Origin of the sequence: Azospirillum sp. SYSU D00513 (genome assembly GCF_017356015.1) — a bacterium.
In the GTDB taxonomy this organism is placed as follows: Bacteria; Pseudomonadota; Alphaproteobacteria; order Azospirillales; family Azospirillaceae; genus Azospirillum.
Genome location: NZ_JAFIQV010000012.1, coordinates 71,211 through 83,531 on the forward strand (window position 1 = coordinate 71,211; position 12,321 = coordinate 83,531).

The window sequence follows — 12,321 nt, forward strand, 5'->3', positions numbered from 1 at the left end:
CGCTGCCTGTTGGCGGCTCCAATGACGAGGGATGCCGATGAAACAGTTGTGCGTTTCCATCGATGATACCCAGCGTGCGCTCGGGGTTGGGCGCACCACGGTCTACAAGCTGATCCAGTCTGGTCGACTTGAGACTGTCAAAATTGGCCGACGCACCTTGGTGCGGACCGCGAGCATTCGCGCGGTTTCCGGCGAGCCCGCTCCCTCGGAGAGCAATGAGGCGGCTAGCGTTGCCGCTTAGCCGCCTCACCTGACCGGGCGCCGCGCCAACGGCAGCCAGTCGGTTCAATTCCGAAACCCCCTCCTCAGGAAGCCCGAAATGAACGCACCCATCATGGGGGCGGCGGGACCGCGCGTCCACGCCTCAGGTACTGATGAAAACGTAAGCCCGCCTGATCGCCAAGCCAACCTCCCCGAAAGCGGTGGAGGGTTCGACCTTCGGGAGATCGACGGCCTTCCCCGGTGCCATGACGCAGCCCTCGGCGCGCACCTCGGCATGGCTCGACCGACGAACATCCGTCAGCAGATCGAGGCCAACTGGGATGAGCTGCTGACCTATGGACCAGTGCATGCGGCGCGTGCGCTGGTTGAGCGTCCTCAGGGCGGCGCCGTCGATGTGACGGAGTATTGGCTGACCGAAGAGCAGGCGCTCCTGATCTGCACCCTCTCCAAAGCGAAGAGGGCGCCCGACGTGCGGCGCATGCTGATCAAGGTGTTCACGGCGTGGCGCCGCGGGCATCTCGTCCCGACCCAGCCGCACGCAGATCTGACGAACCCCGACGTGCTCTTGCCCCTGCTGGGCCAGTACGCCGCCGACAAGAAGCTCCTCCTCGCCCAGGTCGAGGAGATGAAGCCGGCGGTCGCAGCACTTGAGCGGCTGGCCCTGCCCACGGACGGGGCGATGTGCATCACCGACGCGGCCAAAGACCTCCAAGTGACCCGGAAGAACCTGATCCATTTCCTCGAGCAGAACGGCTGGATCTACCGGCGGGCCGGGAGCCGTCGCCGGATGGTCGCCTATCAATCCAGGATCCAAGCCGGGCACCTGGAGCACAAGCTCCAGGAGGTGGACGACGGGCGGGGCGGCACCAAGATGGCCGAACAGGTCATGGTGACACCGAAAGGCCGGGCTCTGCTGGCGAGGCAGATCTCTGCCGGTGAGGGGGGCAGAGCATGACCGACGCCTCCACCCTCACCAAAGTCACCTCCCTGTCGCTGCGAGATCTGGATCCGGCGAAGGACCTCGGGCCGATGCCTGAGTTCTGCATGCTCCCGAAGGACTGGCTCTTCGTCGACGCGATCTATCAGCGGGCCATGAGCACCGATGCGTCCAAGACGCTCGTGCGGAAGATTGTGGAGGAGTTCTCCTGGAGCCGGTTCCAGCCCGTCACCGTGACGCCGATCGACTGGGAGGCGGGCAAGTTCGCGGTGGTCGACGGCCAGCACCGCGCGGCCGCGGCGCTGCTGCACCCCGGCGTGACCGAGGTTCCCGCCTGGGTGATCGACGCGCCCGAGGCCCGCGATCAGGCCCGCGCCTTCGTTGGCGTGAACCTCGACCGCATCCGCATGACCACGATGCAGCTTTTCCGCGCCCAGCTCACGGCGAGCGATCCGGACGCCATGCAGGTCAAGGCGGTGTGCGAGCGGGCCGGCATCCGCATCGCCTTCCACCTCAGCAACTCGGCGAAGCAGCTCCCGCCGCGCCAGACGATGGCCGTCAGCACCATCCGCAAGCTGATCGCCAAGCATGGCGAGAGGCCGGTGTTCTTCGCCCTGTCGATCCTGGCCGAGGCCTACGCCGAGACACCCAACCAACTGCGCGGCCAGGTGATCCAGGCCGTGACGATGCTCGTGCTCGATCACGGCGAGCGGATCGAGCGGGAGCGGCTGGTCCGGGTGCTGGGGGAGACGGACTGCGAGAGCCTGCTGGAAGCCGCCCGACAGGTGAAGAAGCTCATGGGCGGCAGCACGGAGGCCGGCATGGTCGCGGCGCTGGTCAGCGCCTACGACAAGGGCCGGATGGACCAGAAGCGGCTCGTGCCGCAGGTGAGGGCCGCATGAGCCGCATCCGCACGGTGAAGCCCGACTTCTGGACCTCCGAGCAGGTGGTGAGCTGCACCTTCATGGCGCGCCTCCTGTTCATCGGCCTCTGGAATTTCTGCGACGACAGCGGCGTCCATTCCGACTCGCCGATGCGCATCAAGATGGAGGTGTTCCCCGCCGACGACATCGCCGCCGCCGAGGTTGCGGGTCTGGTGGACGAGCTGGTCGGGGCCGGCTTGCTTGAACGCTACAGCGTTGGCGCAGCCTCCTACCTGCGCGTCACCGGGTGGAAAAAGCACCAGAAAATCGACAAGCCGCATTACCGGCACCCGCTACCTAACGGCGAAACGCCGCCGATGCCGTCGCGCGTGAATGGTGGAAATTCGACGAACGGTAGCCGACCGGTCCCGGATCATTCGAAGACTGTTCGGCGAACGCTCGACGATAGGTCGCCTGCGGAATGGAAGGGAGTACCTAGCCAAGGAGAGTGTGTACTTAGCAAAGAAGGAACTTACCAAGGAGAAGGGGGGGACCTTACCCACCGGGAAGGGCGGGCGGACCGTGGTGCTGTCGTGCTGCACGCCGCTGGAGGGCCAGCCCGATTTTTTGACCGTACAGGGGCTTCTGCCACGGCTCGGGGCTCGCGGGCCGGGTTGGGTGCTTCGTCGCAATCAGCGGCCCCGAATTCGGCGGGAGGGCGGCTGCAATGAGGAGCCTCCGCCCCCATCAATCCCATGCCTTGGATCGGCTTCTCCGGAGCGTGGCCTCCGGCAAGCGGCGGCCCGTGGTCCAGCTCCCGACCGGCGCCGGCAAGACGATCCTGGCCGGTGAGATCATCCGCCGGGCTCGGGCCAAGGGCAACCGGGCGCTGTTCGTGGTGCCGGCGCTCAGCCTGATCGACCAGACGGTGGAGAGCTTCTGGCGGGACGACATCCGGGAGATCGGCGTGATCCAGGCGGACCACCCGATGACCAACCCGGACCGGCCGGTGCAGATCGCCTCCGTCCAGTCCCTGATCCGGCGGCCGAAGCCCGACGTGAAGCTGGTCATCGTGGACGAGTGCCACGTGATGAACCGGGCGTTCCTGGAATGGCTGGCCGATCCCTCCATGCGGGACGTGATCGTCGTCGGGCTCTCCGCCACGCCGTGGGCGCAGGGCATGGGGAAGCACTACGACGACCTGATCATCTGCTCGACGATCCGCGACCTGATCGAGGCCAAGTACCTGTCTCCCTTCCGGGTCTTCGCGCCGGCGCACCCGGACCTCACGGGCGTCGGCACGGTGGCCGGCGACTTCCAGAAGGGCCAGCTTGAGGCGGCGATGAACAAATCCGTGCTGGTGGCGGACATCGTCTCGACCTGGTTCCGCATGGGCGAGGGCCGGCCGACGCTGGCCTTCGGGGTGGACCGGGCGCACGCCAAGCACATCCAGGCGCAGTTCGAGGCGTCGGGCATCCCCTGCGGCTACGTGGACGCCTACACGACCATGGACGAGCGCAAGGTGGTCCGGGACAAGTTCCACCGCGGGGAATACAAGATCGTCTCCAATGTCGGCTGTCTCACGACCGGCACGGATTGGGACGTTCGGTGCATCATCGACGCCCGGCCGACCAAGAGCGAAATCCTGCTCACGCAGATCTACGGGCGTGGCCTTCGGATCGCCGAGGGCAAGGACGACCTGATCATTCTGGACCACGCCGACAACTACACCCGGCATGGTTTCGTGACGGACATCTTCCACGACAAGCTCGACGACGGCACCCCGAAGCCGCCGAAGAAGCGCAGCCAGCCCCTCCCGAAGGAATGCCCGAAGTGCTCGTACCTGCGCCCGCCGAAGCTGGCGCAGTGCCCGAACTGCGGGTTCAAGGCGGAGGCCGGCCCCTCGACCGTCGAGACGGCGGAGGGCAGCCTCTCCGAGGTGGTCCGGGGCACGGGCAGCAAGGCGACGGCGCCCAAGGGGCATGTCCGCATCGGCAAGGCGGTGATCCACCTCGCCGACTTCTACGGGATGCTCAAGAAGCGCTGCCGGGAGCGGAACTACCGCGAGGGCTGGGCGGCCAACCAGTACAAGGAGGCGGTCGGGACCTGGCCGAACAAGTACCGGGACGTGCCCGAGAAGCCGGTGTCCTGGGAGGTGGATTGCTGGCTGAAGGCCAACCTGATCCGCCACGCCCACGCGAGGAAGACCCAGAAGCAGCCGGCGGGAGAAGCCCATGCCGGAACCTGACGACATCGTGGAGCGCGCGGCCCTGATGGAAATCGAAGGGGGATTGCCGCGGCACTGGGCCGAAAGCTTGGCCCGGCTGTCGCTGGCGGAGAAGCCGTTCGGCTACGAGGACGAGCGGTGGTCTACGATCGTGAAGGACGCCCACGAGCTGGTCATCCCGCACGTCAGCCGGCTTGAGAGCGTCGGCTGGACTCCGGGCGACGTGAAGGGGCTGTTCCCACTGCTCAAGGGCCGGAAGGTCCTCGCCATCGGCCTGGGCGAGGTGTCGGTTCAGGAGCCCGGCGGGAACAAGGTCCGGATCTACCTGCGCCCGCGGCCCGGCGCCGCGCCGCGCTGGGATGAGGGGAGGAGGCTGGCATGAGCATCGGCTCGACCACCCCTCTGCGGGACCGGGCGCGTGGCCGCTGGCGGTCCATCCTCGCCCAGGTCGGCATTCCGGCGGCGGCCCTCACCGGCAAGCACGGCCCGTGCCCGATCTGCCAGGCCGGGAAGGACCGGTTCCGGTTCACGGACCACCAGGGCACCGGCGCGTGGATCTGCAACCACTGCGGCCACGGCACCGGGGCGGACCTCGTGATGGCCGTCCTCGGCGTCGAGTTCAAGGAGGCCGCCCTTCGCATCGAGGCGGTGCTCGGCTGCGCGTCGGTCGAGCCGCCGCGAGAGCCGGACGTGGAGGAGCAGCGCGCCCGCATGAACGCGCTGTGGCGGGAGGCCCGGCCGGTGGCGCAGGGCGATCCCGTGGACCAGTGGCTCCGGCGCCGGGGCATCGTTCTCGACGCCTTCCCCTCCGGCCTGCGCACGTCGCGTTCCATGCGGTGCCGCGGGATGGTCGCCAAGGTCATCGGCCCGGACGGGCGGCCGGTGAACGTCCACCGCACGTTCCTGACCGACGACGGGCGCAAGGCGGACCTGGAGTGCCCGCGCAAGCTGATGCCCGGCCCTTTCCCGCCTGGAAGTGCCGTGCAGCTCCACCCGGCCACGGACCGGCTCGGCATCGCGGAGGGGATCGAGACGGCCCTCTCGGCGCACCTGCTGTTCGGCCTGCCGGTGTGGGCGGCGCTCACCGCCGGCAGCCTTCAGGAGTTCCGGCCGCCCCCGGGCATCACATCGCTGACGATCTTCGGGGACAACGACCTGAACTTCGTCGGGCAGTCCGCCGCTCTCACCCTGGCGAAGGCCGTCCACCGCAATGGGATTGAGGCGAAGGTCATGATCCCCGAGAGGAGCGGCACCGATTGGAACGACGTGCTGACCTCGGCGGAGGTGGCGGCATGACGAACGGAATTCAGAACACCCAGCACGGGAAGGCGAACAGCACGATGAACGCGATCACCCCGAAGCCCGTCATGATCCAGGTCGGCGGCGTCGACGTGCCGGCGGAGCCGCGGCCGGACCTCGGGCGGACCATCGTGGAGGCCTGGACCCAGGAGGGCGGCGAGGAGATCCGGCGGTTCTTCCGCGTGGTCACGCTGCCCCAGGGCCGGCAGGTCACCGACGTGACGGTGGAGGTGGAGCGCGACCTCCAGCAGCGCCTCCAGCGGTCTCAGGAGCGGCTGGACCGCGAGGAGCAGGAGGCCGCCCTCCGGATGCAGCGCCTCGCCTCGCAGAGCCCCATGTCGACCCGCGCCCAGCACGGCGACTTGGTCAGCGAACACAGCGACCGTCCGGGGGTGAAGCGGCACCGGAGCCGCACCCCGCTCCAGCACCTCCACGCCCGCCGCCTGGTCACCGGTCGGCAGTTCAGCGCCGGTCAGAGCCTCGTGGAGGACAACCAGATCAGCCTGATGGTCCGCCAGCCGCCCGAGCCCGGCACCGTGACGGTGGGCGACGGCGGAGGCGGGTGTTTCGAGACAGCGGCTATCGAGGCCGCCCGCCGGATCGAGGATGCCAAGCAGCGGTGCGCCCGGCTCGGGCCGACGATCTGGCCCGCCGTCCGCGCCGTGGTGATCGACGAGAGCCCGGTGTCGAAGGTCGTGGGCAGCGAGCGCAGCCGGGACACCAAGCCGCTGATGACCGCCCTGCGCGCCGGGCTGGACGCCGTGGGGGACGGCTACGGGCTCCCGACCGCCTACGTCTCCGCCCGGCTGTTCGTCTCCGACCTGCACGTCGAGATCGAGGTGGTCGAGGATCACGACGGGCTCTGGCGCTCCCGCTCCCTGAACGGCCGGCCCTGGGTGGAGGAAGGGCGCAGCCTGAGCGAGATCCACGCCGCGGGCAAACGGGAGTTGCGGACCCGGCTGGACGCCATCCTCGGCTATGGCCCGCACCTGAAGACCACCATCGCGGCGGCCCTGGACGCGGATCGCACCGCCGCCAGCCGGAGGGAGATGACCACGGCTCGGATGGTCGCAGAGGCTCACGAGCGGCTGGAACGGGAGGCGGTCATGGAGCGCAAGCGGGTGCTTGGGCGTTAACCTCCCGTTAATACTTTCGATATTGCGCATTGGCGGCAATTCTGGCACAAAGGGTTAAGTTGCTCACCTTGTGAGTAACGCCGTTTCTGAGCCCGCCCGGTCCTCCGCGCGGGCTTTTTCGCGTCCGGTGTGCGCCATGTCCGAGCCTGAACCGCCGGACCTCGCGCCGGACCTCCACCCCATCACTGCGGCTGCCTTGGCCGCTTACGCCACCCTTGCAACGGGCCAGCCCACCCGGCCGGTGACCCTCGCAGACTGGGACTGAGCCCATGAGCAACCTTCACACCGCCCTGTCTGCCGCGACCGAGGCGCTGCACGACCCGAACAGCCAGAAGACGGCCGGGGACATCACCATCGGCCTCGGCGCCGTGACGTCTCAGTTCTGGCTGGGCGGCATCAACCCGGAGAGCCTGGCGAACGGAGTGCTGCTGTACGGCGGCGCGGCCCTCACGCTGTGGCGCCTCTTCGACTACGCCCGGTCCAAGTTCGTGGCCCGGCGCCGCTCGGATGACGTGGAGGACTGAGCCGTGATGGACACCCGCGAGGCTCAGCCCAAGGCCGCCGACCACGACGCGGAGTACTGGGACCGCCGCCTGCGCATCCTCCTCGCCGCCGCTCGCCGGGAGATGGCGGCCGGCTCGCCCGCCCGCGTCTCGCATGCCGGGCCGGGCCTGACTGCCTCCGAAGGGGAGTGCTGAGCCCATGCCCCGCCTGACCAGCCTGAAACCCCGCCTCGCCACGCTGGACACCCGCACCGGGCAGGCGCTAGCCCCTCTCGTGGGGAAGGAAGCCGAACAGGCCCGCAAGCGCCGGTACGAAGACACCCGGGGCAACGCCCGCTCCCGCGGCTACGATCGGGATTGGGAACGCCTCCGCGACGCCGTCATCATCGAGCGCGGCTGTCGGTGCGAGCGGTGCGGCACCATCGTGGTGTTGCGCAAGCGCGAGGCGACGGAGACCACGCCCGTCGCCCATGTCGACCACGAGGAGAGCATCCAGGACCGCCCAGACCTGAGGCTGGAGCGCTCCAACCTCCGGGTCCTGTGTGAGCCCTGCCACAATCGTCGCACCGCCCTCGACCAGGGGTTCGCCCGAGGCTGACCGGACGCGCAACATTGTTGCGTCCATAGGGAGCATGCCTCTACCCAGCGGCAGGGAGGGGGGTGGCAAAAGCTTCCAGGGCGAGAGCCGCAGGGACCGCGTCCCCCCGCACGCAGAGTTTTTTCCCCGCTGGACGAAATGAGGTGCGCACTTTGCGGTGCGCATGACCCGCCATGACCAAGCGCGACGCCATCGACTGGACAGCCGTCGAAGCCGATTACCGCGCTGGAACCCTGTCAAACCGCCAAATTGCGGAGCGGCACGGCGTCTCGGAGAGCGCGATCCGCAAGCGGGCCACGGCCGGCGAGTGGGTGCGCACTTCGGGGAAAAGTGCGCACCAAAGTGCGCACCAGCCGCTGGCCGAAATTCTGCCCCCGCTCGACCGGCCGCTCCGCTCCGCCGACGAGGTGCGCGACCACGTCGAGCATGGGCGCGAGATCGCCAGCCGCATGCTGGACGAGCTGGACGCCACCACGTCGCACGTCGGCGAGCTGGCGGCCATGATCGAGGAGGAGACGGCGGAGGACCGGGACGGCAAGCGCCGGAACGCCATGCTGAAGGCCATCAGCCTCCCGGCCCGCGCCATGACCCTGAAGACCCTCGCGCAGGCATTGGCGGTGATGAAGGAAGTCGCTGGCGGTGCCAGCGGCAAGAAGGAAGAGGCCAAGGCCCAGGCGGAGAACGCCGCCAAGCCGGGCAACAAGTTCGCCCCTCCGGCGCCGCCGAAACTCGTCGTGGATAACGGCCGATGACCGCACCTCGCTGGACAACCGCATGCCCGGACTGGGAACAGCGCATCGTGGCCGGGCAATCGCTCGTCCCGTGCCCACCGCTGTTCCCGGCAGAGGCGCAGGCAGCGCTGGATATCTTCCGCGGCCTAAAGATCGTGGACGTGCTCAACAGCCCGACCTTCGAAGAAGCCTGCCGGGAATGGGTGTTCGACTTCGTCGGCGCGGTGTTCGGCGCCTACGACCCGGACGCCGGGCGGCGGCTGATCAACGAATTCTTTTTGCTGATCAGTAAAAAGAACAGCAAATCGACGGTCGCGGCCGGGATCATGATCACGGCGCTTCTCCGCAACTGGCGGAAGAACGCCGAGTTCATCATCATCGCGCCGACCATCCAGGTGGCTCGGAACTCCGCCGACCCGGCGATGGCGATGGTCGCCGCGGACCCGGAGTTGTTCAAGATCCTCCGCCCGGTCCCGCACCTGCGGATGATCGAGCATCGGACCACCGGGGCGACGCTGAAGATCCTGGCGGCCGACAGCGACGTGGTGACGGGCAACAAGGCAACGGGCGTCCTCATCGACGAGCTGCACCTGTTCGGGACTAAGGCCAACGCCGAGGCGATGTTGCGCGAGGCGCGCGGCGGCCTCACCAGCCGGCCGGAGGGGTTCGTTATCGCCCTGTCCACCCAGGGTGAGGAGCCCCCGGCGGGCGTCTTCAAGCAGTGGCTGGGCCGCTTCCGCGACATCCGCAGCGGCAAGCTCTCGGCTCCGAAGTCGCTGGGCGTGCTGTACGAGTTCCCCAAGGCCATGATCGAGGCCAAGGCCTACCTCGACCCGGCGAACTTCTTCATCACGAACCCCAACATCGGGGCGTCGGTGGACGAGGAGTTCCTGCTCGACGAATACGCCAAGGCGCAGCTCGGCGGAGAGGGGTCTGTCCGCGGCTTCCTCGCCAAGCACCTGAACGTCGAAGTCGGCATGAACATGGGCTCCGATGCCTGGGCCGGCGCCGAGTTCTGGGAGCCCTGCGGCGACAAGACGGTGACGCTGGAAGCGATCCTCGCCCGGTGCGAGGTGGTCGTCGTCGGCATCGACGGCGGCGGGCTGGATGACCTGCTCGGCCTGACCATCCTGGGACGCTGCCGGGAAACCCGGAAATGGCTGATCTGGAACCGGGCGTGGGCGCACAAGGTCGTGCTGAACCGCCGGAAGGAGATTGCGCCGCGCCTTCAGGACTTTGAGAAGGACGGCGACCTCCGCCTTGTCGACGATCCGGCCAAGGCCGTCACCGAGCTGGTCGACGTCGTCATGCAGGTCGAAGACGCCGGGCTCCTGGCCGACCAGGGCATCGGCGTGGACGCCGCCGGCATCGGCGAGATCGTGGACGGGCTGACCGGGCGCGGGATCGCGCTGGAGCGGATCATAGGCATCAGCCAGGGCTGGAAGTTGAACGGCGCCATCAAGACGACGGAGCGCCGGCTCGCGTCGAAGACGGTGTTGCACGGCGGCCGTCCCATGATGGCCTGGTGCGTTTCCAACGCCCGCGTCGTGCCACAGGGCAACGCCATCTCAATCACCAAGCAGGTCAGCGGCTCGGCGAAGATCGACCCCGTCATGTCGACCTTCAACGCGGTCGCACTCATGGCCACCAACCCGGAAGCCAAGGGCGGCCCTTCGGTCTACGCGACCCGCGGCCTGCTGATCATGTGAGGCACCGATGGGCAAGCGAAAGCTGGAAAGGCTGCTGGCGGAAGCCGAGCAGCGGATCACGGCGCTGGAAACCATGCAGGCTCAAGACGACGGGCAAGCCTCCAGCGTCCCGAGCAATCAGGCATTGCTGGACGCCATGCGCGTCGAGCCCGGCAGCGCTTCGGTTACGATCGAGCAGGCGCTGAACAACCCGGCCGTCTTCCGCTGCGTGGATCTGGTGTCCGGTTCCATCGGCATGCTGCCGACCTACGTCATGCGCAAGATCGGCGGCAAGATCGAGAAGGCGGAGGATCACCCGCTCTTCGACCTGCTCATGTACCAGCCGAACTCCTGGCAGACGCCTTACGAGTTCAAGCAGGTCATGCAGTTCTGGGCTCTCGTCTACGGCAACGCCTATGCGGTGATCGTCTGGACGGGAAACCGGGTGGCCCATCTGATCCCCATCCACCCCAGCAAGGTGGTGGTGGAGCAGGCCCCGGACTGGACCGTCACCTACAAGGTCACGCGGCCCAATGGCACCACGGTCCCTCTGCCGGCGCGCGAGGTGCTGCATCTCCGGGGCATGTCGGCCGATGGGCTGACCGGCGTGTCGCGGGTGAAGAAGGCGGCCGAGACGATCTCGATCTCTCTGCAGGCCGGCCGGGCTGCCGAGCGGATTTTCCGCAACGGCATGATGGTCGGGGGCAACCTGAAGCACCCCGGCAAGCTTGGTCCGGAGGGCAAGAAGTTCCTTCGGGAGAGCTTGGAGGAGATCCACTCCGGACCGGAGAACGCTGGCAAGTGGATCATCACCGAGGAGGGGATGGAGGCAAAGCCCTTCGCCAACACGGCGAAGGACTCGCAGCTCCTCGAAATGCGGGCCGGGCTGGTCGAGGAGATCGCCCGGGTGTTCGGCGTGCCGCGCCCGCTGATGGGGGTGGATGACACCTCCTGGGGCTCGGGCATCGAGCAGCTTGCCATCCTCTTCGTCCGGTTCGGGCTGGCCCCCTGGTTCAAGGCCTGGGAGGAAGCGCTGACCCGCTCGTGCCTGCCCCTGTCCGACCGGGGCGTCATCTACTTCGACTTCGACGAAACCGAGCTGCTGCGCGGCACCCTGAAGGACCAGGCCGAATTCTTCGCCCGTGCCCTGGGCTCCGGCGGGCACCGGCCGTGGATGGAAGCCAACGAAGTTCGCGAGGCCACCGGCCTCGGCCAACACCAGGACGGGGGCGGCCTCGTCAGCGCAGGGGAAAAAAGCAATGTCGCTCCGCAAGCTGCCTGAGATTAAGGCCTTCCAGCATTCCGACATCCTCCAGTTCGACGCGCCGGATGATGCGGTCGAGCAGTTCAACGCCGAGATCCAGGCGGCTGGCGACCAGGGTGACAACGTCATCGCCATTTACGGCCCGATCGGGCGCGACCCGTTCACGGACGTGGACAACACGGAGCGGCGGATCTCCGCGGCCCTGCGCTCCATCGGCCGCAAGGACGTGACGGTCAACGTCAACTCGCCGGGCGGCAACTTCCTGTCGGGTCTGGCGATCTACAACCTGCTGCGGGCGCACCCGGCGAAGGTGACGGTCAACGTCCTGGCGATGGCCGGCTCCGCTGCCTCCGTGATCGCCATGGCCGGCGACGAGGTGCTGATGGCCGATGGCGCGTTCATCATGGTCCACAACGCCTCCGCCGTGGTGATGGGCAACAAGTACGACGCCAAGGACGCGGTCGAACTCCTCGCCGAGGTGGACGATGGCATGGCCGAGATCTACGCGGCCCGGGCCGGCGTCACGAAGGCGGAGGCCGCCGGCTGGATGGACAAGGGCCGGGGCAAGGGCACGATGTTCAACGCCTCGGCCGCCATCGAGCGCGGACTCGCGGACGGCAAGCTGCCCGCCGGCGCCATCAAGGTTTCGGCCGATGCGAGCAAGAGAATTCCCGTCGAGCGCGTCATCGAGCGCGCCCTGACGGCACGGGGGCTGTCGAGCGCCGAGGCGAAGGCGACGGTCTCCGAACTGAAATCCGGCATGCGCGACGCTGCCGCGAACGTCACGCGCGACGCTGACGGCATCAAGGCCGCCATCGAGCGGCTTCGGACCACCATTCGCACATAAGGACTG

General features: G+C 68.0%; 14 protein-coding genes. All 14 read left to right on the top strand.

All coding sequences use genetic code 11. From position 1 onward, the window contains the following. Window positions 1–319 precede the first annotated feature (319 nt). The 14 genes from JUB11_RS11300 (at window position 320) to JUB11_RS11365 (ending at window position 12,315) form a co-directional block, all read left to right on the top strand. On the top strand, window positions 320–1,177 hold the full coding sequence (locus JUB11_RS11300) for a phage antirepressor KilAC domain-containing protein (RefSeq protein ID WP_207458633.1): 858 nt from the start codon (window positions 320–322) through the stop codon (window positions 1,175–1,177). Continuing rightward, complete coding sequence (locus JUB11_RS11305; protein ID WP_207458634.1) at window positions 1,174–2,061, top strand: DUF6551 family protein; 888 nt, start codon at window positions 1,174–1,176, stop codon at window positions 2,059–2,061. The genes JUB11_RS11300 and JUB11_RS11305 overlap by 4 nt, the downstream gene beginning before the upstream one ends. Then, window positions 2,058–2,753, top strand: coding sequence for a hypothetical protein (locus JUB11_RS11310; protein WP_207458635.1), 696 nt, complete (start codon window positions 2,058–2,060; stop codon window positions 2,751–2,753). The genes JUB11_RS11305 and JUB11_RS11310 overlap by 4 nt, the downstream gene beginning before the upstream one ends. Continuing rightward, on the top strand, window positions 2,750–4,270 hold the full coding sequence (locus JUB11_RS11315) for a DEAD/DEAH box helicase (RefSeq protein ID WP_247886989.1): 1,521 nt from the start codon (window positions 2,750–2,752) through the stop codon (window positions 4,268–4,270). The genes JUB11_RS11310 and JUB11_RS11315 overlap by 4 nt, the downstream gene beginning before the upstream one ends. Further along, on the top strand, window positions 4,257–4,631 hold the full coding sequence (locus tag JUB11_RS11320) for a hypothetical protein (RefSeq protein WP_207458637.1): 375 nt from the start codon (window positions 4,257–4,259) through the stop codon (window positions 4,629–4,631). The genes JUB11_RS11315 and JUB11_RS11320 overlap by 14 nt, the downstream gene beginning before the upstream one ends. Further along, window positions 4,628–5,545, top strand: a complete 918-nt coding sequence (locus JUB11_RS11325; RefSeq protein ID WP_207458638.1) for a toprim domain-containing protein — start codon at window positions 4,628–4,630, stop codon at window positions 5,543–5,545. The genes JUB11_RS11320 and JUB11_RS11325 overlap by 4 nt, the downstream gene beginning before the upstream one ends. Further along, window positions 5,542–6,684: a hypothetical protein gene (locus tag JUB11_RS11330; RefSeq protein WP_207458639.1), complete on the top strand. Its 1,143-nt coding sequence runs from the start codon at window positions 5,542–5,544 to the stop codon at window positions 6,682–6,684. Before JUB11_RS11325 ends, JUB11_RS11330 begins: the two co-directional genes overlap by 4 nt. Window positions 6,685–6,953: 269 nt before the next feature. Beyond that, window positions 6,954–7,208, top strand: a complete 255-nt coding sequence (locus JUB11_RS11335) for a hypothetical protein (protein WP_207458640.1) — start codon at window positions 6,954–6,956, stop codon at window positions 7,206–7,208. 3 nt (window positions 7,209–7,211) lie between these two features. After that, complete coding sequence (locus JUB11_RS11340; RefSeq protein ID WP_207458641.1) at window positions 7,212–7,382, top strand: hypothetical protein; 171 nt, start codon at window positions 7,212–7,214, stop codon at window positions 7,380–7,382. A gap of 4 nt (window positions 7,383–7,386) precedes the next feature. Further along, window positions 7,387–7,785, top strand: coding sequence for an HNH endonuclease signature motif containing protein (locus JUB11_RS11345; RefSeq protein ID WP_207458642.1), 399 nt, complete (start codon window positions 7,387–7,389; stop codon window positions 7,783–7,785). 173 nt (window positions 7,786–7,958) lie between these two features. Continuing rightward, a complete protein-coding gene (locus tag JUB11_RS11350) occupies window positions 7,959–8,537 on the top strand; it encodes an Lrp/AsnC family transcriptional regulator (protein ID WP_207458643.1) in 579 nt (192 codons plus the stop codon). After that, window positions 8,534–10,225, top strand: a complete 1,692-nt coding sequence (locus JUB11_RS11355; RefSeq protein WP_207458644.1) for a terminase large subunit — start codon at window positions 8,534–8,536, stop codon at window positions 10,223–10,225. The genes JUB11_RS11350 and JUB11_RS11355 overlap by 4 nt, the downstream gene beginning before the upstream one ends. A 7-nt stretch (window positions 10,226–10,232) precedes the next feature. After that, entirely contained in the window at window positions 10,233–11,486 is a 1,254-nt protein-coding gene (locus tag JUB11_RS11360; protein WP_207458645.1) for a phage portal protein, read from the top strand. Then, a complete protein-coding gene (locus JUB11_RS11365) occupies window positions 11,464–12,315 on the top strand; it encodes a head maturation protease, ClpP-related (protein ID WP_207458646.1) in 852 nt (283 codons plus the stop codon). The genes JUB11_RS11360 and JUB11_RS11365 overlap by 23 nt, the downstream gene beginning before the upstream one ends. The last annotated feature ends 6 nt before the right edge of the window (window positions 12,316–12,321 follow it).